Origin of the sequence: Marinomonas sp. A3A (assembly GCF_018336955.1) — a bacterium.
Taxonomy (GTDB): domain Bacteria; phylum Pseudomonadota; class Gammaproteobacteria; order Pseudomonadales; family Marinomonadaceae; genus Marinomonas; species Marinomonas lutimaris.
Genome location: NZ_CP025532.1, coordinates 1,348,274 through 1,368,308 on the forward strand (window position 1 = coordinate 1,348,274; position 20,035 = coordinate 1,368,308).

Consider the following 20,035-nt stretch of genomic DNA (forward strand, 5'->3'; position numbering starts at 1 on the left):
ATTAGAGGTTGTATAAATGCAAGTAACGTCTGCGACACGTTATGTGTTGGTAGCTGGTGAAGCTTCGGGTGATATTTTGGGCGCAAATTTGATTGCTCACCTAAAGATGTTACAACCAGATGCGATTTTTGAAGGAATTGGTGGTCCATTAATGGAAGCGCAAGGGTTCAATAGTATTGTGCCAATGGATCGATTGTCTGTCATGGGATTAGTCGAAGTCTTAGGGCGTCTTAGAGAGCTTTTGGGCATTCGTAAGCGCCTATATCAGTCTTGCTTAAAAAATCCTCCAACCGCTTTTATCGGTATAGATTCACCCGACTTTAATATGCCGCTTGCGAGAAAATTAAAACAAGCCGGCATACCGACGATTCATTATGTTAGTCCGTCCGTTTGGGCGTGGCGCCAAAAACGTATTTTTAATATCAAAAAATCTGTTGATCTTATGTTGGCACTTTTTCCGTTTGAATTGCCTATTTACCATGAACATAAGATTCCGGTAGTTTGTGTTGGGCATACGTTAGCGGATGATATACCTCTTGAAAGTGATGCTACTCTTGCCAGAGAAAAGCTTAATCTAGGGTCTATCAATGGTCCTATTTTTGGTATTTTACCTGGGTCTCGTGAAGGTGAAGTGTCTCGTTTGGCGCCGCTTTTTATTGAAACCATTAAGCTGATTAAGCAGAAAGAGCCATCTGCTAGATTTTTGATTCCAGCATCGAATAAAGACCGATGCAACCAAATAGAAGCAATATTGCATGAAGCTAATGCCGAAGCGATTTTAATCGATGGGCAATCGCGTACGGTTATGGCGGCATCAGACGCTATCTTGCTGGCTTCTGGGACGGCCGCATTAGAGGCCATGTTAGTGAAGCGGCCAATGGTTGTGTCTTATCGGGTCAATAAGCTTACTTTCGCTATCATGTCTAGAATGGTTAAAGTTCCTTATGTTTCTTTGCCTAATTTGTTGGCTAATGAAGCGTTAGTACCTGAGCTTCTTCAGGATGATGCGACGCCAGATAATTTGGCGACACGATTGTTACAAACTTGGCGGTCTTTTATAACCGATAAAACGATTCAAGCTAAGTATCTCGATTTGCATACAATGTTACGCAAAAATGCGGGTGCGCAGGCAGCGCAAGCAATTGTTACTATGCTTGAAGGAAAAGGGAAATAATGGAGCCTTTTGTTAGTCAGGTATATTTTGGAAATTTATTGGCTGGGACTGATGAAGCTGGTAGAGGTCCGTTAGCAGGAGAGGTGGTTGCTGCTGCGGTGATTTTAGATCCAGCACGACCCATTATTGGATTAGCAGATTCCAAAAAGTTAAGTGAGAAAAAGCGCGAAGCTTTATTTGTTGAAATACAAGAAAAAGCCTTGGCTTATGGTATTGCCAGCGCCACGGTAGAAGAAATTGACGAGATAAATATCCTGCATGCCAGTATGCTGGCAATGTCTCGTGCTGTTGCTTTACTTTCCATTGTGCCTGAACATGTATTGGTTGACGGTAATCGTATTCCGCCCAATTTACCTTGTTCTGCAGAAGCTGTGGTGAAAGGTGATGCTCGGCAAGCAGCTATTTCGGCTGCTTCTATTTTGGCGAAAGTCACTCGTGATAGAGATATTGCACAAGCTGCACAGATTTACCCAGAATATGGCTTTGAAAAACATAAAGGTTACCCTACTGCCCAGCATCTAGAAGCGATTCGTTTGCATGGCATCACGCCGATTCATAGACGCAGTTTTGGTCCAGTTAAGAAGATTTTAGAGGGATAATATTTTGTCCACGTCATTTATACATCTACGAGTCCATACCGAGTTTTCCTTGGTGGATGGCTTGGTGAAAATAAAAGGCTTGCTCGGTACTACCGAGTTTATGTCTATGCCTGCTGTCGCTATTACGGACGAAAATAACCTATGTGGTTTTGTACGCTTTTATAAAGGGGCTATGGAAAAAGGCATTAAGCCTATTTGTGGTGCGGATGTTGTTGTTGCCGAAGACGATTATGTGGATTCTCGTTATCGATTTACCTTATTAGCGACATCAAATAAGGGTTATAAAAACATTATCGCCATTATTTCGAAGGGCTATCAGCTAGGGCAGGTAGAAGGTCGTCCTATCGTTCAGCGTGAATGGATAGAAGCCCATAGCGAGGATGTTATTGCATTATCTGGTGCTGGTTTTGGGGATATTGGTTACCTACTACAAAAAGGTCGACACGAGCAGGCCAAAAATCGATTGGCACATTGGATGTCAATATTCCCCAATCGTTTTTATGTCGAGTTGCAACGAACCAGTCGTCCTGGCGAAGAAAGCTATATTCATGCAGTAGTACCACTGGCTGGCGAGCTAGATTGTCCTGTTGTGGCAACCAATGATGTACGTTTTCTAAAACGTGAGAACTTTGAGGCTCATGAAGCGCGGGTTTGTATTCATGATGGTGTGACCTTGGATGATCCGCGTCGCAAGCGTCGTTATTCCGAAGAGCAATATTTTAAAACGCCAGAAGAAATGGCTGAGCTTTTTCAAGATATTCCTGAGGCGCTAGAAAATACCGTAGAAATAGCTAAGCGCTGCAGCGTTGATGTTCTGTTAGGCGAGTATTTTTTGCCAGACTATCCTGTACCAGAAGGTATGACAATGGAGGAGTTCTTTAGCAAGCTATCTTATGACGGCTTGATAGAGCGTTTTAATTTCCTCACCAAAAAATATGGCGAACGTATCGAAAAGCGCCGTCAGGAATATTGGGATCGTTTGGATTTTGAATTAACTATTATTAACCAAATGGGGTTTCCAGGTTATTTCTTGATCGTAATGGATTTTATCCAGTGGGCTAAAGACAACGATATTCCCGTTGGGCCAGGGCGTGGTTCTGGTGCCGGTTCTTTGGTGGCTTACGCCCTTAAAATTACCGATCTTGACCCACTCGAATACGATTTACTATTTGAGCGATTCTTGAACCCAGAGCGGGTATCCATGCCTGACTTTGACATCGATTTCTGTATGGATAACCGTGACCGAGTGATCGATTATGTGTCGCGTACTTACGGGCGTGATGCGGTGTCTCAGATTATTACATTCGGTGCAATGGCGGCAAAAGCCGTGGTTCGAGATGTAGCAAGGGTTCAAGGTAAGCCTTATAGTTTAGGGGATAAGCTGTCTAAACTGATCCCTTTTGAAATAGGTATGACGCTTAAGAAAGCTTTGGAAGAAGAGCCTGCTTTACCTGAATTTTTAGCTGGTGATGAAGACGCTGCTGAAGTCATGGAGATGGCGATTTCTTTAGAAGGTGTGGTTCGTAACTTTGGCAAGCACGCTGGTGGCGTGGTAATCGCGCCAACTAAGCTAATTGATTTTGCCCCGCTTTATTGTGAAGAAGACGGTTCTGGTCTGGTTACCCAATACGATAAGAACGATGTAGAAGAAGCGGGGTTGGTAAAGTTCGACTTCTTGGGTTTGAAAACGCTAACAGTTGTAGATTGGGCCGTTAAAAACATTGACGCCATTAATAAGTTGGAAGGCAAGCCACCGCTCGATATTTCTCTGATAGATCTTGAAGATAAATCAACTTATGACCTATTGAAGCGAGCTGAAACCACCGCGGTATTCCAGCTGGAATCACGTGGTATGAAAGAATTGATTAAAAAGCTTTTGCCTTCGCGCTTTGAAGATATTATCGCCTTGGTGGCTTTATATCGTCCCGGCCCATTGGGGTCAGGCATGGTGGACGACTTTATCAATCGTAAGCACGGTCGTGCTGAGCTGGCTTTCCCTCATCCAGATTATCAACATCAAGATTTGATTCCTGTATTGGAACCAACTTACGGCATTATCTTGTATCAAGAGCAGGTAATGCAGATTGCTCAGGTATTGGCTAAGTTCTCTCTCGGTGGCGCTGACTTACTTCGTCGTGCTATGGGTAAGAAGAAAGCTGAAGTTATGGCTGAGCAGCGTTTGATCTTCATGGAAGGCGCGCTTAAAAACAATGTAGATAAGGATTTATCAGGCAACATATTTGACCTGATGGAAAAATTCGCTGGTTATGGTTTTAACAAATCTCACTCGGCGGCCTATGCACTGGTTTCTTATCAAACAGCTTGGCTAAAAAATCATTATCCAGCGCCGTTCATGGCAGCGGTATTGTCTGCCGATATGCAGAATACGGATAAGATCGTCATCTTCATTGAAGAATGTCGCTCAATGAAGTTGGCATTAGAACTGCCTAACGTTAATGAGTCCGTTTTCAAATTTACCGTTAATCCAAAGGGTGCCATAGTCTATGGGCTTGGGGCGATTAAAGGGGTTGGTGAAGGTCCGATTGAAGCCATTGTAGAAGCTCGCAAAGAAGGTCCTTTCGAGCATATTTTTGATTTTTGCCAACGAGTTGGACGTAAAGTTAACAAACGTGTTATGGAGGCTTTGGTTCGTTCCGGAGCGTTTGACACTATAGGCCCGAATCGAGCAACCTTGTTTGCTTGTATTGACGAAGCATTGAAAAGAGCCGTGCAAGACGCTAAAAACCAAGATGCTGGCATGATGGATCTATTTGGTATCGCGGTAGAAGAAAATACCGAGGATGCTTATAAGGAAATCGGTATTCAGCATGAGTGGCCACCACGTCAGCGTCTTGATGGCGAGAAAGATACGCTTGGCTTGTATGTGACAGGTCATCCAATTGATGAATATGAAAAAGAGATTCGTCGCTTTGTTCGTTCAAAAATTGTGGATTTACAACCAAAGCGTGGTGATACGCAGGTTATGGCGGGTCTGATCGTTGACTTGCGTATTACCAAGAGCAAAAAAGGTGGTAACATCGCCTTTGTCACATTAGATGACCGTTCTGCCCGAATAGAAGTGACGGTATTTCCTGATAACTACGACACCTTTAAAGACGTTATTGTCAAAGATGAGGTGGTCATAGTTGAAGGTGAAATTACCGTTGATGAATTTCGTGGCGGACAAAAAGTTATTGCTAGAAATATTCTAGATATTGCTCAGGCTCGAGTTCGTTATGTGGAAGCATTGCGAATTACGTGGACGTCAGAGACAGTAACACCAACAGAAATACAGACATTAGCAAACTATATGGAATCATATCGGGGCGATGGCTGCGATGTGGTGATAGGGTTTGATACGCCGCAAGCATGTGGTGACATACGCTTGGGATCAGGTTGGAAAGTTCGTCCGGATGACGAATTAATTCACCAACTTCAGAAACAATACGGTAAACAAAATGTTCAGTTAGTGTATACTTAGACTCATTTAATAGTTTTAGCAATGGAATGCAGCGTAGCGATACGCTTGAAAAGAGCTATAGAGCAAACGGCTAGCCGCCTTTTGCCTTTGTATTTGATGGCAACCAAACAGTAGTGTAATTAAACCATGAATTTAAATTATCTCCCTTTTGAGCAGCCGATTGCTGAGCTCGAACAGAAAATTGAAGAGTTACGTTTAGTCGGTAACGATAATGAACTCAACATAAGCGATGAAATTAGTCGTCTTGAAGATAAAAAAATAGCGCTAACCAAGAGCCTATTTAGTAATTTAGGGGCATGGGAAGTTTCTCAGTTAGCGCGTCACCCAAAGCGCCCATATACTCTTGATTATATTAAGCACGCTTTTACAGATTTTGAAGAAATGCATGGTGATCGTCATTATGCTGACGACCGTGCCATTGTAGGTGGTATTGCTCGTTTAGATGGCCGTCCAGTAATGGTGATTGGCCACCAAAAAGGCCGTGAAGTAAAAGAAAAAGTACTTCGTAACTTTGGTATGCCTCGACCTGAAGGTTACCGTAAAGCGCTACGTTTGATGGAAACGGCTGAACGTTTCAATATGCCTATCGTGACATTAATTGACACACCTGGAGCCTATCCTGGTATCGGCGCGGAAGAGCGTGGTCAAAGTGAAGCAATTGCTTTTAATTTGGCAGTTATGTCTCGCCTTAAAACGCCGATTATTTCTACAGTAATTGGTGAAGGTGGTTCTGGTGGTGCTTTGGCAATAGGCGTTTGTGATGAGCTAATGATGCTGCAATACGGTACTTACTCTGTTATTTCACCAGAAGGCTGTGCTTCTATTTTATGGAAAAGTGCAGATCGTGCTTCTGATGCCGCGAAAGCCATGGGTATTACGGCTCAGCGTCTACAAGAGTTAGGTTTTGTTGATAATATTATCCAAGAGCCTCTTGGTGGTGCGCATATTTCTCATGAAGAAATGGCTCAGAGCCTAAAGAAAAATGTTCTTGCGGCGTTGGATCGTATGGAAGCTTTAACGACAGAAGAGTTGTTAGCTCGTCGTTACAACCGTTTGATGTCTTACGGTCTATAATTTTTAGTTTCTTTAAAAAGCCTCCTATATTTAGGGGGCTTTTTTGTTTCTTACGTTTAAGATGTTTTGCACCTAGACCTTATGATGAAACGTTCCATATCTAAACCACTTATTTCTGCATCTCCCCTTAGATTTAACGCTGAGTGGATTAGCTCTGTATTTTCGACGGTGAATAAAGTCTGGATTGGTTTTAGTGGCGGGGTAGATTCTCATGTATTACTTCATGCTTTGGCGAATCAAATATCTGTTGAACAAAAACAAAAGCTCGCAGCACTTCATGTACATCATGGTTTGAGTGCTAATGCCGATGATTGGCTAACGCATTGTGAGGCGACTTGTGGCAAGCTTGGTGTGTCTTTTGTTGCTCAACGCGTGCAGTTGGAGGCTCAAGCTTCTTTAGAAGATGCCGCTCGTAATGCTCGTTATCATGCTTTTCAGAAGGTCATGGGTGATCAGGATATAATTTTGCTCGCTCATCATGCTGGCGATCAGGTTGAAACTGTGTTGTTTCGTTTATTGCGAGGGACGGGGGGGAAAGGATTATCTGGTATTCCATACCAAAGGTCACTTGGTAATGCTTGTTTGATTCGTCCTCTGTTAGCGGCTTCAAAAAATGATATTGAGGATTATGCTCAGCTGCATCAGCTTGAGTGGATTCATGATGAGTCTAATATTGACGAGCACTTTACCCGTAACTTTCTTCGACAAAGTGTCGTGCCTGGTCTAAAAAAGCGCTTTCCGAAAATGGAGCAAAATATCCTCTCCAGTACACGACGTATTGCGACGGATTACACTATGCTTTCTCGATTCGCACAGCAGCAACTAACGGCTTGGTGCAATGAATTTGGTGGGTTGGATCTATCTTATATTAATGATAAACCTATGGATGAGAGGCTGTTTTGGTGGCGACATTTGTTACAGGGGAAAGGTGTTTCATTGACACAATCTCAGCTAGAAAGCGTAGAAGCTATGTTTTCTGCAGCAGAGGATAAGCAACCTGAATTTGAATTTCCCGGTGGTCGTATTATGCGGCATCAAAATGCGGTTTATCTTCTGCCTCCTGATAATGCTGTGAAACTGTCTGTTTTAGTCTCTGGTGAAATGTTGCAGCGTCCTTTTGATAGTATTTGTGTAACTGGTAGCGATTTTTGTGTATTGAAAGTTCGTCCTCGGGGAGAGAGTTTACTGATGTCCAATGGTAAAACTCGTAAGCTAAAAAAGTGGCTTAACGATGAAGCTATCCCTAGCTGGTGGAGGGATCATCTCCCTTATCTGTATCTGGGTGATACCCTAGTTGCTATTGGCGATCTTTGGCAGCATCCAAGTTATTCTTATCTCAGGATTAAATGGCAACCGAGTTCAGCGCTACCATTGCTAAAGTCCAATTCTAGCTAGTTGTTATTATTGTGTTTTTATTTAGCTGTTAGCTGCACATTTAGTTGGTGTTATCGCGATAAAATTCTATTCTTAATAGGTTATCTGTTTTTGAGTGATTCGTAACACTGTCTAATGTCTTAACGACAGGATATTTATAATGCTTCATGTGGTTGTTTTTGGTGGCTTAGAATTTAGTCCCTTGGTTGTTTACTTTCCAATTGCCTTCTTATTGGCAGCGTTCACTCGTTTTGCTCTTCATCGCTTGGACTGGCACGATCGTATTTGGCGAGTGGCTTGGTTTGAAGTGTCGTTATTTGTTTGTTATTTGGCATTAACTGTTTATTTATTAGGTGGAAGATAACTCAATGGCGAAATATCTGCGTATTCTTGTGACTGTGTTGGTTGTTGTGGCTGCGATTTTTGCAGGACGTTGGGTGTGGAATGATTACATGCATTCGCCTTGGACTCGTGATGGCCGAATTCGTGCAGACATAGTAACCGTCGCACCCGATGTCTCTGGTTGGGTCACGAACTTGAATATCACCAATGATCAAGCTGTTAAAGAAGGTGATTTACTGTTTAGTGTCGACCAACAGCGTTATCAAGCGGCACTTAGTCAGAGTAAAGCGAATACCGAAAATGCTTTGTATTCTTGGCAGTTGGCGAAACATAAATATGAGCGACGCACGGCATTGCTTAGCCAAAAAGCCATTAGTGCTGAAGATTTAGAATCGTCACGTATTAGCACAGAAATAGCGAAAGCCAATTATGATTTGGCTGTCGCTCAGCAGGCAACCGCTCAGCTTAATTTAGATCGAACCCAAGTGCGTGCTCCCGTGTCCGGACATATTATTAACTTGAATTTACGTCAGGGGAATTATGTTGGGCAAGGTAGCGCAGTTTTTGCCATTGTCCGGTCTGATTCATTTTATGTAACAGGCTATTTTGAGGAAACCAAAATACCATTGGTTCATTTGAATCAAGAAGCAAAAATAACCTTGCTCAGTGGCGGTAAGCCATTAACAGGTCATGTGGTGAGTGTTGGTAAGGCTATCGCGAATACCAATACTCAAAGTAATGGCCAGCTTTTACCCCAGATTCAACAAACGTTTAACTGGGTACGCTTGTCGCAGCGGATTCCTGTGGATATCAAGTTAGATCCGTTAGCAGAAGAAACACTATTGAGCGCTGGTATGACGGCCACTATTCATCTTACTAAGCAGTAAGGAGATAGCCTTGGGAATCGTGCTTCGTAATCTGTTTTTACCTGAAAAGCAGGCGGTTATTTTTGCGCTTAAAGGTGTCATTGCTATGGCGATGGCGTTAACGATTGCTCTCTCTTTAAATCTTGATCGCCCTTATTGGGCGTTAGTTTCCGCTGTCTTTTTGCAAATGCGCCCTGAAAGTGGCTTGGTTATTGAAAAGGCCATTTGCCAAATTGTCGGCACCATTATCGGTGGCTTATTTGGCATTTTATTGTTGACTCAATTTATGCCGTATCCCTATTTGGCTCTGGGGATATTGGCGTTGTGGTTAGGTTTAAATTCAGCTTTATCTGCTATGGTGCGACAAGCGAATTTTGTTTATGCGTTTGCAATGGCTGCAGTAACATCAGAGATTATTGTACTGATGGTGATGGTAAGCCCGTCAACAGCAGACAGTCAGGCCGTGTTTGATATCGCTCAAGCTCGTGTCAGTGAGATTATTATAGGGTCCATTTGTGCGGGTGTTGTTAGTCACATGTTTTGGCCTGTCAAAGTGAAAGACAGTCTGCAGCGGCAGGCACGATCGGTCATCAATCAGACTTTACAGTACCTAGTAACCGAGCTAGATAAATCAGGTACTCACGAAACTCGCCATAAGCAAATAGATAGTATTATGGCGACATTGGGGATGGTGAGTGAAGACTCTAGCGCGGTTAGCTATGAGGGGCCAAAAGGTCCAGGGCGAACAAGAGCGGCGAATCAATTAGCCCAAAAAGTGTTATCTCTATTGGCTTTGGTGCAAATATTTGGTCGCCTGCAGCGTCGACACGCAGAGCTAATGACGCCGGCTTTAACTGAGCTTCTCGATCGATTGCGTGGGGCATTTGGGCGAATTGCAGAGTCTGATGATTTTGATTATTGCTTGGAGCAGGTTAAAGCATTACGAAGCGACCTTGCAAATTATCGTTCGAGTAATGATTCGGATGTTCCTTTCGAATCCCATATGCTGAATGTCGGTGCAGAGATTACATCTGAGCTGACTGTATTGTTGAGAGCTTATCGAGCATTGGAAGAACGGGATAGCACCTTGTTAAATGCGCCTAGTATGTTGACCTATCGAGACCCGTTAGCAGGATTAATTATAGGTGTTCGTACTACTGTTGTATTTTTGATTGGTGCTTGTATCTGGGTTAGTACAGGCTCGGCTGCGGCGCTAATGATTATGATCTTGCCAGTAATTTTTTCCATTATGCTGGCCCGATTGCCCTTGATGATCTTAAAAGTAGTTTTAAAAAGGTTGCTGGTTGGTGTTGTCGCAGCGGTTATTGTTGCGGTTTTTTTCGCGCTTAATCTCTTATCGCAAAGCTCGGGTCAGCTAGAGCTTTTATTGCTTGTGTTAGCCGCTCCGTATTTTATTGGTTTATTGCTTCTTGCTGATAGGCAAACTCTGCCATATGGTTTGGGCTTCTGTATTCCTTTTTCCATTCTAGTGAGCCCAAGTAGGGACATGAGTCGGGCTTTTTCTATCGATTATACTGTAAGCTCTGCTATGGCAATTTTTGCCGGCGTGTGTATTTTATTTTGGGTGTTTCATCTGATTACTGGGCCAAGTGTTCAATTATTAGTGCATCGTATTTTTAAAACAACCTATCAAGACTTATTGGAGATTAATCAACATACCAGTCCAACAGCTTGGTATAACCGCCGTATGGCTGATCGATTGTTGCGCCTGACAAATTATGACCAAGGTTCTAAATCGCGTGCAATTACAGATTTAGCATTAACTGCTTTAAACCTTGGGCATGTCTCCATTCGTTTGCGTTCGATTTGTGAAAGCTTGGCTGGTAAGCAGCAGCTGCGCTTATTAGAAAATTGGCAGGCTGCCTTGGCAAATGCTTTTTTATTGGCAAGTAAAGGTCGCTGTGATGATAGCTTTGAAAAAGCCAGCAGCTCTTTATATGAAGAATTGCTGGCTTTGGTGGGAGACTCTAATCAGGTTGAAGCTATTGAAGGTATGTTCTTGCGGATCAACTTGACCTTTGAAAGAAGCGCAGAAGCTATTGCTGCTCAGAGAGGGAGGGGGTAAATAGGGAAAGCCATAACAAAATAAGTGGAACGGCTAAGTACCTAGGGAAGGTGCGAACAAGTCCTCTTGCCTCAGCATGTTGATAAAAGCCTGTTATTCGAGACGAGTACCGAATGTGAATAGTGGTTCTATTTTCGAGGTGCTCAACAAAGAATACAGGCTTTTAGACCATGCCCTGCGGGTCTTTCAGAGCTTACTATTAAAAGTAACAGGCCACATGTCGTTGCGACTCTTTGAAAGGTACCTACATTCTTTCAGAGCCGCGCCTTATCTGACGATTTCTCTGAAAGACTGAGGCTTAGTAGACTTATTCGCACCTTCCCTAGAGAAACTCTAGACTCTTAATAGCCAATTCGCTTGATCTTTGTATGTCGCAACTAATTCCGCGTTCAATCCATCGCTTTGATTGATTCTATCCATGGCTTGTCCATGACTGAAGCCCCAAGCCTTCATGTGGCGTTTTGCTAAACGCTCTATTGCTACTTCGATAGGAATATCTAAAAACCAATGTTCATCGAACAGCGCTTTGGATTCTTGCCAGCCATCTTGCTGGTGGAGTAAATATAAGCCTTCAATCAGTATGACGTTTGTTTCTTTCTTTATCGATACATCATCCTCAACGGGGTCGCCAAGGGTGTGATCAAAGCTTGGCCACAAAATATCTTCTTGCTGATAGCTTTGTTTAATCTTATTAACACGTTCTACAAAGGCCGTGCTATCAAATGTCCAAGGAGCCCCTCGTCTTGCAAAAGCTTCTTCTGCATTAGGTTGGGCGCTAAGTTGAGCTTTAGATAGATGAAAGCCATCCATTGAAAGGCAAGTGACTTGTGAGTTTTGTTGCTTTGCAAAATGATCGAGTAAATATTCTGCAAGCGTGCTTTTACCAGAACCTGGTCCACCAGTTAGGCCAATTAGGGTTCGGCTTGGTTTGTTCATATAAGCTTGTATTTTATCTAAAGCGTTTTGTATATCGGTCGAACTTGCGTAGCTGTCATTAATCATATGAAGGGCCATAAATTTTCCTGTTTTTATTTTCTATCGCAGTACTTTAGCATGAACTTATTGCCATGATTCGTACTTTTATGTGAACTGAATGATGTTGAAATACGTATCTAAGGAAAAGCAGAAAAGGTGCACTGTCATGCTATTACAAGAGCTTAAAAAGATTTCTCATGTTGATAAAGTGAAACTACATTCTTTGGAGTCAAATCTATATCAGTTATCCGTGATAATCGCAGGGACAGAAGAATACATACAAACGGATCAAGGTCGTTTTCTAACAAGTCATAACAAGTTAGACCTTCAGGCCTTGTTCAAAGGTAAAAGCGTTGGAGCTATGGTGCTTTGTCATCAGAGTGCTTATGACGAAATGGTCGGACAGCCTATTGGTGCTTGTAATACATTAGAAGTGCCGCTTGGTAATACAGATTTGGCTTAAATGATCGAGTCTATATTTTTTAAAATATGCATTTTTTCGCCGTTATCTTCCATCTGGGAAAATATTTTGGCATAACCAAGTGTGGCATTGGCGTGTTCGCGCATGATAGCTTCGGCGCGGCTTCCTTGTCCGTGGGTAATGGCGTCAAATACCGCATGATGTTGCATGTGAGCGAAGTTAAAGCGGCGGTATTCTTGAGCTAGGTTGTTTCTATCAAAGGCCAGTGCGCTAACCGATGCGAAGGGTAAGTGCTCATTTCGGCTCAGTGCTTCTGATATGGCTGGGTTTAAACTGGCTTCTATAATAATTTGATGAAAGCGCTGATTCATATCGTGGTAGATGGCGAGGTCTTGCTCATTAATGCTGCCTTTGACAAACAACTCATCTCCTTGTTTTAACAGTCTTAGCAATTCATTGGTCTGTGATTTTGATAACTTATTTTCAGCTGCTTGCCTTGCAGCTAAGCCTTCTAGCACACCTCGTACTTCAATAGATCCGCTAATTTCAGCTTGCGTCACTTGACGCACAATGTAGCCACGTCCTGATAATTTCGTTAGCAAACCTTCTTGCTCTAAGGTGCGAAAGGCAATTCGTACTGGCGTACGTGATACATTCAGTTGCTCTGCGGTGGGTATTTCGACAAGCCTTTGTCCTGATTCTAGCTCTCCAGACAAAATCATTTGTCGCAATCGGCTGATTACTTGTTGTCCAGGTTTACTCATTGGAACGTACTCATTTGGAAGTGCTCATTGCTCTTGTCTCAGTGCTTTTCATGGAAAAATAATCATAACGTAAATGTAGTGAAAAGAGTAACCATTGGATCCAATACATAAACTTTTAGTTATCAATTGTTTAGCCACAAAACTATTATTCATTATGCATCAAGTGGATCCAATTAGTGCATAACTCTATTGTTTTTTGATTTATTTTATTTATATTGGATCCAATTAATAAAAATAACAGCAGGAGAACTTCAATGAGTCAGCAAACTTTCCCTAAAAATACGTGGTATGTCGCAGCCATGTCTGAAGAGGTTGCGGGCAGCAAACCTCTTGGTCGTAAAATTTGCGGTGAAAGCATTGCTTTTTACCGTTCCCACGATAACGAAATTGCGGCGGTATTGGATTTTTGTCCGCACCGCGGAGCCGCTTTGTCTTTAGGTTATGTCGAAGAAGGTCTTTTGGTCTGTGGCTATCATGGTTTAAAAATGGGAGCTGATGGCAAAACTAAAGAGATGCCTTTGCAGCGAGTAAAAGGTTTCCCTTGCATGAAATCCTATGCGGTTGAAGAGCGTTATGGTTTTATTTGGGTGTGGCCAGGAGACCAATCTCAAGCCGATAAAACTTTGATTCCTCATTTAGAATGGGCGGTAAGTCCTGAGTGGGCTTATGGCGGCGGCTTGTATCATATCAACTGCGATTATCGTTTGATGGTCGATAATCTAATGGATTTGACTCACGAGACTTATGTTCATGCCAGCAGTATTGGGCAGAAAGAAATCGATGAGTCTCCTGTTTCTACTACGGTGGATGGCGATAAGGTTATTACCAGTCGCTTCATGGAAAATATTATGGCACCACCTTTTTGGCAAGCAGCGTTACGTGGTAATGGTTTGGCGGATGATGTTTTAGTAGATCGTTGGCAGATTTGTCGTTTCAGTCCACCTTCTCATGTGATGATTGATGTTGGTGTTGCCCATGCGGGAAATGGGGGATTTGATGCGCCAGCTGATAAAAAAGCCAGTAGCACTGTAGTGGATTTTATCACCCCTGAAACGGAAACCTCTATTTGGTATTTTTGGGGTATGGCACGTAATTTCAAACCAGAGGATCAGGCGTTAACGGATACTATTCGTGAAGGGCAGGGCAAAATATTTTCTGAAGATTTGGAAGTGCTTGAGCGTCAACAGCAAAACTTATTGGCTTTTCCAGACTATGATTTATTAAAACTGGATATAGATGCTGGTGGTGTTCAATCAAGACGAATAATTGACCGAATTATTGCGAAAGAGCAGGCGGCTAAACAGCAACCTAAAGCGTCTTCATCATCAAATGCACCGCTTCAAACAGCGTCATTTTAACTTAATCGATGCCAGCTAGGGGGAGTGTAAGTTGCTCTCTAGTTTAAAAAAAAACAATAAGTTAGGAGAGCCAGATGATTCCGGTAGTGGTAAGAAACGTTGTTACCGAAGCACAAGGTGTGGTTCGGCTGGTGTTGGGTTCTGAGGATGGCTCTAATTTGCCGAGTTTTGAACCTGGAGCTCATATTGATCTTCATTTGCCCAGTGGTTTGATTCGTCAATATTCATTGTGTCGTATACAGCCTGAAGCGCAGTATTATGAAATCGCTGTATTAAAAGATCCGCAATCAAGAGGAGGTTCGGCAGAGGTACATTGCTTGAAGATTGGTGATGCTCTGTTGATTAGTGCGCCTAAGAACCACTTTCCTTTGATAGACACAAAACGTCATAGTGTTTTGATTGCTGGTGGTATTGGTGTAACGCCTATATTGCCAATGGCGCAAAAGCTACAAAAAATGGGACTGTCTTTTGAATTTCATTATTGTGCAAGGACTCCAGAGACAGCTGCGTTTGCATCGGCATTAGAAAGTGGTTCTTTTGCTGATAAAATGCATTTTCACTTTAGTGAAGTGCCAGAATCTAGTCAAATGGATGTGGTGAGTGTTTTGTCTCGTCATGCGAATGACTCTGAATTGTATATCTGTGGTCCTGCAGGCTTTATTGATTACGTCTTATTACAGGCAAAAATGCTAGGTTGGCCTGAAGACCGTTTGCACCGAGAGTTTTTCGCAGCACCAGCCTTGGATGAAAATGTTAGCGAAAATACTCCGTTTAAAGTGAAAATCCATAGCACTGGTGAGGTTTTTGATGTCGGGGCTGATCAAAGTATTTTTGAGGTTTTGGATGAGAATGGTGTATTCCTTGCCGTGTCTTGCGAATCGGGCGTATGTGGTACCTGTCAAACAGGTGTTATAGATGGCGTTCCTGATCACAGAGATGTCTTTTTAACAGACAAAGAACACGCTCAAGGTAAGCTAGTGATGCCTTGCTGTTCTCGTTCTAAAACATCCGTCTTGGAGTTAGACTTATAGTCCTGTTTCAACTGGCTTCTTCTTTCTTAGCTTTGCTCGCGACTTCGTGCAAAGGTCTCTTGGTATGAATCTTTCACTCAATGTAAAACAACTGTGTTTTACATTGAGTGAAATGCCTTCCGATGTTATTATTTTCCCCCGTCCTGAAGGTATATTGTTATGTGCTTTCAAATCTCATTTTTTTATATTTTAAGGCGGGTTAAACACTCATGGCGACACGATATATTTTCGTTACAGGTGGTGTAGTTTCATCTCTTGGTAAAGGTTTGGCAGCAGCATCTCTGGCCGCAATCCTTGAATCTCGTGGTCTAAAAGTCACCATGTTAAAGCTAGATCCATACATCAACGTGGATCCAGGCACCATGAGTCCTTTCCAGCACGGCGAAGTATATGTCACAGAAGACGGCGCTGAAACTGATCTAGATCTTGGTCACTACGAGCGTTTCATCTCAACTAAAATGGGCAAACGCAATAACTTCACCAGTGGTCGTGTTTATCAACATGTTCTTAAAAAAGAGCGTCGCGGTGAATACCTTGGTGGAACCGTTCAAGTAATTCCTCATATTACAGATGAAATCAAACGTCGCGTTATTTCTGGTGCCGAAGGCTCAGATGTTGCTTTGGTTGAAATCGGCGGTACGGTTGGTGATATCGAGTCACAACCTTTCTTAGAAGCTATTCGTCAGTTAAAAGTAGAATTGGGTCCACGTCGCGCATTATTTATGCATTTGACTTTGGTTCCTTATATCCGTACTGCTGGCGAAACCAAAACCAAGCCGACTCAGCATTCTGTAAAAGAGCTTCGTTCTATCGGTATTCAACCTGATATTCTTATTTGTCGTTCTGAAGTGTCTATTGAAGCGCCAGAGCGTAAGAAAATTGCTTTGTTTACCAGTGTTGAAGAACGTGCGGTTATTTCTCTTCCCGATGCCGACACTATTTACCGTATTCCACAAATGTTGAATGACCAAGGCTTAGATAGCTTGATCGTTGAATATTTTAATCTAGATTGCGATATGCCAAATCTAGACATTTGGAACAAGGTAACTCAGGCTAAATTGAACCCTGAGAAGCAAATCAATATCGCCATGGTTGGTAAATACATGGAGTTGTTGGACGCTTATAAATCCTTGATTGAGGCAATGGATCACGCTGGTATTCATGCCCGTACAAAAGTGAAATTGCACTATATTGACTCCGAAAGCATTGAAGAAAAAGGTACGGAAGTACTGAAAGGAATGGACGCAATTCTCGTTCCTGGTGGTTTCGGTGAGCGCGGTGTTGAAGGTAAAATATTAACTGCTCAGTATGCTCGTGAAAACAAAGTGCCTTACTTAGGTATTTGTTTGGGTATGCAAGTAGCAGTAATCGAATTTGCTCGTAATGTGGCAAATTTAGCCGGTGCGCACAGCACCGAGTTTAATTTAAAAGCAGAGAACCCAGTTGTTGGTCTGATTACAGAATGGACTAATGCAGAGGGTTCCAAAGAAATCCGGTCAGAGGAATCCGATCTAGGTGGCACCATGCGTCTTGGCGCGCAGAACTGTAATCTTACTGAAGGCACAAAAGCGTTTGATGCTTACGGTAAAGCAGTCATTAAAGAGCGTCATCGCCATCGTTATGAAGTGAACAACTTTTATGTTGATGCATTGGAAAAAGCAGGTTTGACGATTTCAGGTCGTTCAGAAGACAACTCCTTGGTAGAAATGATTGAGATTGCTGATCATCCATGGTTTGTTGCTTGTCAGTTCCATCCAGAATTCACTTCAACACCTAGATATGGACACGGCCTGTTCAGTGCCTTTGTACATGCGGCACTTAAATACGCAGGAAAAGAAAAATAAATAGAGTCCCTCGCACGACTACTGTGCTTGCCAATACTTTGTTAAAAATAGACTCAAAATGCTCATTTATAATTTATAAACTCCGCTTTTTCGTCTATTTTTGCCTCGTCTTGGCTTCGCTCGTAACATCGTGCAAAGGACTCAGTCGTGCAAACAGGCAGTTTGTGATTTTTCATTTATTTTAAGAGGTTTGTTATGAGTCAAATCGTTGATATTAAAGCCAGAGAAGTTTTAGATTCTCGTGGTAACCCTACTGTTGAAGCTGATGTTATTTTGGCCGATGGCTCCGTAGGTTCAGCGTGTGCACCGTCTGGTGCCTCTACCGGTTCTCGTGAAGCTTTAGAATTGCGTGATGGCGACAAAAGTCGTTATCTAGGTAAAGGCGTATTAAAAGCGGTTGCAGCGGTTAACGGTCCAATCCGTGATGCTTTGATCGGTAAAGATGCCCTTGCTCAAGCTGAACTTGATCATATTATGATTGATCTTGATGGCACAGAAAACAAATCTACTTTTGGTGCTAACGCTATTTTAGCGGTTTCTTTGGCAGCGGCGAAAGCGGCAGCGATTTCTAAGAAAGTACCATTATACGCTCACATTGCAGACATCAATGGTACACCAGGCGTTTACTCTATGCCTGTGCCTATGATGAACATTATCAATGGTGGAGAGCACGCAGATAACAACGTTGATATTCAAGAATTCATGATTCAACCCGTTGGTGCACCAAACTTCCGTGAAGCTTTACGCTACGGTGCTGAAATTTTCCATGCACTGAAAAAAGTATTGAGTGATCGTGGTTTAAGTACTGCGGTTGGTGATGAAGGTGGTTTTGCACCTGATTTGTCTTCTAATGCTGAAGCCTTAGCTGTTATTAAAGAAGCGGTTGCTGCTGCAGGCTACGAACTAGGTAAAGACATTACTTTGGCGATGGATTGTGCTGCCTCTGAGTTTTACGACAAAGAAGCAAATATCTACGACCTTAAAGGTGAAGGTAAAAAATTCACCTCAGAAGAGTTCAACTTTTTCCTACAAGACCTTACTAAGCAATATCCAATTGTTTCTATCGAAGATGGTCTTGATGAGTCTGACTGGGATGGTTTCGCACATCAAACCAAACTAATGGGCGATAAAATTCAGCTAGTGGGTGATGATCTTTTCGTTACTAATACTAAGATTTTGCAGCGTGGTATCGATAACGGTATTGCTAACTCAATCTTGATTAAGTTTAACCAAATCGGTTCTTTAACTGAGACATTAGCGGCCATTAAAATGGCAAAAGATGCTGGTTTTACGGCTGTTATCTCTCACCGTTCTGGTGAAACAGAAGATGCGACGATTGCTGATCTTGCAGTTGGTACAGCGGCAGGTCAAATTAAAACGGGTTCTCTATGCCGTTCTGACCGTGTTGCTAAGTACAACCAATTGCTTCGTATTGAAGAGCAATTAGGTGGTAAAGCACCTTATAAAGGTCGTTCTGAGATCAAAGGTCAGGCTTAATATCGCTTGATTTTATAAAGGGAGAACTTGGTTCTCCCTTTTTTTATTTTTTTTTGCTTCAATTCCTTTGATAATGAGGAATGTATTTTGTAGATGTTGAGGGTGTTATATGGCACGTTTGTTAATTTTCTTCTTTGTCTGTGCCGTGGGCTATCAATCTTATCATTTGTATTTTGGTGAGCAGGGCGTTAAGCGACAAGAAGAACTGGCAAAGCAGATCGCCTATCAAGAGCGTATTAACTTACGTCTGAAACACCGTAATCAAGCCCTTAGAGCGCAAGTACATGATCTCCGCCTTGGGGAAGAGGCGGTAGAAGAGCATGTTCGTAGTGAACTTCAATACATAAAAGACGGTGAAGTGTTTTATCGGATGGTGAATAAAAAATGATCAAGCCTTTGTGGGTTATCATTCCCGCAGCGGGTGTTGGGCAGCGTATGCAAGCTAATTGCCCAAAACAATACCTCTCTCTTGCCGGACAAACTATCTTAGACCGCACTATCGAAATCTTTATTTCGCATCCGCTTGTTGCTGGTGTACTGATTGGTGTGGGTGAAAATGATGCCTATTGGCTAGATTCAAAATGGCAGCAGCACGATTTGGTTCATAGCTTTATTGGCGGTAAAGAACGAAGTGATACTGTACAGAAAGGTCTGCGTTATTTATTGGATACGGTAGACGTCATGCAGCAAGAGGTTTTGGTGCATGATGCCGCGCGCCCTTTGTTAAGCCAAGCTGCGCTGAATCGAATTATTCATCATGCCTCTGATCAAGGTGCGTTGTTGGCAATGCCAGCAAAAGATACGGTGAAGCTTCAGGTATCAGATCAACCGTCGGTTGATGCCACACTTGACCGAAGTGCTATTTGGTTGGCACAGACGCCACAGAAATTCCCTGCCCAAGCGTTATTAGAGGCATTGGAGCAAGCTCAAGCACAAGGCGTCATGGTGACAGATGAATGCTCTGCAATGGAATTTGTCGGCTGGCATCCTGATCTTGTTATTGGAGAAAGCAGTAATATTAAAATTACTTTACCTGAAGACCTGCTGATCGCAGAAGCACTTTTTTCTTATCTTTTAGGTTCTAATCTTTCTAATTCAAATAGTTCAAGTTTAAACAGTAAGTGCAATTCATAGCACAGGAGTAACTAT

At 42.6% G+C, this 20,035-nt stretch carries 17 protein-coding genes; 15 read left to right on the forward strand and 2 right to left on the reverse strand.

The genetic code is table 11. The annotated features are described in order from the left end of the window. Positions 1 to 16: 16 nt before the first annotated feature. The 8 genes from lpxB (at position 17) to CYL31_RS06310 (ending at position 10,996) form a co-directional block, all read left to right on the forward strand. Positions 17 to 1,174, forward strand: a complete 1,158-nt coding sequence (gene lpxB / locus CYL31_RS06275; protein WP_212918086.1) for a lipid-A-disaccharide synthase — start codon at positions 17 to 19, stop codon at positions 1,172 to 1,174. Next, positions 1,174 to 1,773 (forward strand): ribonuclease HII, encoded by a 600-nt coding sequence (gene rnhB / locus CYL31_RS06280; protein WP_212918087.1) that lies wholly within the window; start codon positions 1,174 to 1,176, stop codon positions 1,771 to 1,773. The genes lpxB and rnhB overlap by 1 nt, the downstream gene beginning before the upstream one ends. Before the next feature lie 4 nt (positions 1,774 to 1,777). After that, on the forward strand, positions 1,778 to 5,254 hold the full coding sequence (gene dnaE / locus CYL31_RS06285; RefSeq protein WP_212918088.1) for a DNA polymerase III subunit alpha: 3,477 nt from the start codon (positions 1,778 to 1,780) through the stop codon (positions 5,252 to 5,254). Positions 5,255 to 5,380: 126 nt separating this feature from the next. After that, positions 5,381 to 6,328 (forward strand): acetyl-CoA carboxylase carboxyl transferase subunit alpha, encoded by a 948-nt coding sequence (gene accA / locus CYL31_RS06290; RefSeq protein WP_212918089.1) that lies wholly within the window; start codon positions 5,381 to 5,383, stop codon positions 6,326 to 6,328. A gap of 84 nt (positions 6,329 to 6,412) precedes the next feature. Beyond that, the gene (gene tilS / locus CYL31_RS06295) at positions 6,413 to 7,723 is read left to right on the forward strand and encodes a tRNA lysidine(34) synthetase TilS (protein WP_212918090.1); all 1,311 of its coding nucleotides are present in this window, start codon (positions 6,413 to 6,415) and stop codon (positions 7,721 to 7,723) included. A 139-nt stretch (positions 7,724 to 7,862) separates the two neighbouring features. Next, positions 7,863 to 8,066: a DUF1656 domain-containing protein gene (locus CYL31_RS06300; RefSeq protein ID WP_212918091.1), complete on the forward strand. Its 204-nt coding sequence runs from the start codon at positions 7,863 to 7,865 to the stop codon at positions 8,064 to 8,066. A 4-nt stretch (positions 8,067 to 8,070) separates the two neighbouring features. Continuing rightward, entirely contained in the window at positions 8,071 to 8,931 is an 861-nt protein-coding gene (locus CYL31_RS06305) for an efflux RND transporter periplasmic adaptor subunit (RefSeq protein ID WP_212918092.1), read from the forward strand. Between the two features lie 19 nt (positions 8,932 to 8,950). Continuing rightward, positions 8,951 to 10,996: an FUSC family protein gene (locus CYL31_RS06310; RefSeq protein ID WP_249411768.1), complete on the forward strand. Its 2,046-nt coding sequence runs from the start codon at positions 8,951 to 8,953 to the stop codon at positions 10,994 to 10,996. 333 nt (positions 10,997 to 11,329) lie between these two features. On the opposite strand, the gene CYL31_RS06315 is transcribed toward CYL31_RS06310, so the two are convergent. Beyond that, on the reverse strand, positions 11,330 to 12,010 hold the full coding sequence (locus CYL31_RS06315; RefSeq protein ID WP_212918094.1) for a P-loop domain-containing protein: 681 nt from the start codon (positions 12,008 to 12,010) through the stop codon (positions 11,330 to 11,332). Positions 12,011 to 12,137: 127 nt separating this feature from the next. Here CYL31_RS06315 and CYL31_RS06320 point away from each other — a divergent pair, with 127 nt between their 5' ends. Beyond that, positions 12,138 to 12,434, forward strand: a complete 297-nt coding sequence (locus tag CYL31_RS06320) for a DUF6482 family protein (RefSeq protein ID WP_212918095.1) — start codon at positions 12,138 to 12,140, stop codon at positions 12,432 to 12,434. Here the strand turns inward: CYL31_RS06320 and CYL31_RS06325 are convergent. After that, on the reverse strand, positions 12,431 to 13,156 hold the full coding sequence (locus CYL31_RS06325; protein ID WP_212918096.1) for a GntR family transcriptional regulator: 726 nt from the start codon (positions 13,154 to 13,156) through the stop codon (positions 12,431 to 12,433). The two genes, CYL31_RS06320 and CYL31_RS06325, sit on opposite strands and share 4 nt — an antisense overlap. Positions 13,157 to 13,410: 254 nt before the next feature. Here CYL31_RS06325 and CYL31_RS06330 point away from each other — a divergent pair, with 254 nt between their 5' ends. The 6 genes from CYL31_RS06330 to ispD all read left to right on the forward strand — a co-directional run bounded on the left by CYL31_RS06330 (position 13,411) and on the right by ispD (position 20,020). Further along, positions 13,411 to 14,514, forward strand: coding sequence for an aromatic ring-hydroxylating dioxygenase subunit alpha (locus CYL31_RS06330; protein WP_212918097.1), 1,104 nt, complete (start codon positions 13,411 to 13,413; stop codon positions 14,512 to 14,514). A 74-nt stretch (positions 14,515 to 14,588) separates the two neighbouring features. Beyond that, the gene (locus tag CYL31_RS06335; protein WP_212918098.1) at positions 14,589 to 15,545 is read left to right on the forward strand and encodes a PDR/VanB family oxidoreductase; all 957 of its coding nucleotides are present in this window, start codon (positions 14,589 to 14,591) and stop codon (positions 15,543 to 15,545) included. 209 nt (positions 15,546 to 15,754) lie between these two features. Further along, a complete protein-coding gene (pyrG, locus tag CYL31_RS06340) occupies positions 15,755 to 17,389 on the forward strand; it encodes a CTP synthase (protein WP_212918099.1) in 1,635 nt (544 codons plus the stop codon). A gap of 195 nt (positions 17,390 to 17,584) precedes the next feature. Further along, positions 17,585 to 18,886 carry a phosphopyruvate hydratase gene (gene eno, locus CYL31_RS06345; RefSeq protein WP_212918100.1) on the forward strand — a complete coding sequence of 434 codons (1,302 nt, stop codon included), beginning with the start codon at positions 17,585 to 17,587 and terminating at the stop codon, positions 18,884 to 18,886. 109 nt (positions 18,887 to 18,995) lie between these two features. Continuing rightward, on the forward strand, positions 18,996 to 19,274 hold the full coding sequence (locus CYL31_RS06350; protein ID WP_012069014.1) for a septum formation initiator family protein: 279 nt from the start codon (positions 18,996 to 18,998) through the stop codon (positions 19,272 to 19,274). After that, a complete protein-coding gene (ispD, locus tag CYL31_RS06355; protein WP_212918101.1) occupies positions 19,271 to 20,020 on the forward strand; it encodes a 2-C-methyl-D-erythritol 4-phosphate cytidylyltransferase in 750 nt (249 codons plus the stop codon). The genes CYL31_RS06350 and ispD overlap by 4 nt, the downstream gene beginning before the upstream one ends. The last annotated feature ends 15 nt before the right edge of the window (positions 20,021 to 20,035 follow it).

Excerpts from the sequence above, each read along its gene's own strand:
- lpxB (WP_212918086.1), top strand. The coding sequence starts at position 17 with ATGCAAGTAACGTCTGCGACACGTTATGTGTTGGTAGCTGGTGAAGCT.
- rnhB (WP_212918087.1), top strand. The coding sequence starts at position 1,174 with ATGGAGCCTTTTGTTAGTCAGGTATATTTTGGAAATTTATTGGCTGGG.
- accA (WP_212918089.1), top strand. The coding sequence starts at position 5,381 with ATGAATTTAAATTATCTCCCTTTTGAGCAGCCGATTGCTGAGCTCGAA.
- tilS (WP_212918090.1), top strand. The coding sequence starts at position 6,413 with ATGAAACGTTCCATATCTAAACCACTTATTTCTGCATCTCCCCTTAGA.
- CYL31_RS06300 (WP_212918091.1), top strand. The coding sequence starts at position 7,863 with ATGCTTCATGTGGTTGTTTTTGGTGGCTTAGAATTTAGTCCCTTGGTT.
- CYL31_RS06305 (WP_212918092.1), top strand. The coding sequence starts at position 8,071 with ATGGCGAAATATCTGCGTATTCTTGTGACTGTGTTGGTTGTTGTGGCT.
- CYL31_RS06315 (WP_212918094.1), bottom strand. The coding sequence starts at position 12,010 with ATGGCCCTTCATATGATTAATGACAGCTACGCAAGTTCGACCGATATA.
- CYL31_RS06320 (WP_212918095.1), top strand. The coding sequence starts at position 12,138 with ATGCTATTACAAGAGCTTAAAAAGATTTCTCATGTTGATAAAGTGAAA.
- CYL31_RS06325 (WP_212918096.1), bottom strand. The coding sequence starts at position 13,156 with ATGAGTAAACCTGGACAACAAGTAATCAGCCGATTGCGACAAATGATT.
- CYL31_RS06330 (WP_212918097.1), top strand. The coding sequence starts at position 13,411 with ATGAGTCAGCAAACTTTCCCTAAAAATACGTGGTATGTCGCAGCCATG.
- CYL31_RS06335 (WP_212918098.1), top strand. The coding sequence starts at position 14,589 with ATGATTCCGGTAGTGGTAAGAAACGTTGTTACCGAAGCACAAGGTGTG.
- pyrG (WP_212918099.1), top strand. The coding sequence starts at position 15,755 with ATGGCGACACGATATATTTTCGTTACAGGTGGTGTAGTTTCATCTCTT.
- eno (WP_212918100.1), top strand. The coding sequence starts at position 17,585 with ATGAGTCAAATCGTTGATATTAAAGCCAGAGAAGTTTTAGATTCTCGT.
- CYL31_RS06350 (WP_012069014.1), top strand. The coding sequence starts at position 18,996 with ATGGCACGTTTGTTAATTTTCTTCTTTGTCTGTGCCGTGGGCTATCAA.
- ispD (WP_212918101.1), top strand. The coding sequence starts at position 19,271 with ATGATCAAGCCTTTGTGGGTTATCATTCCCGCAGCGGGTGTTGGGCAG.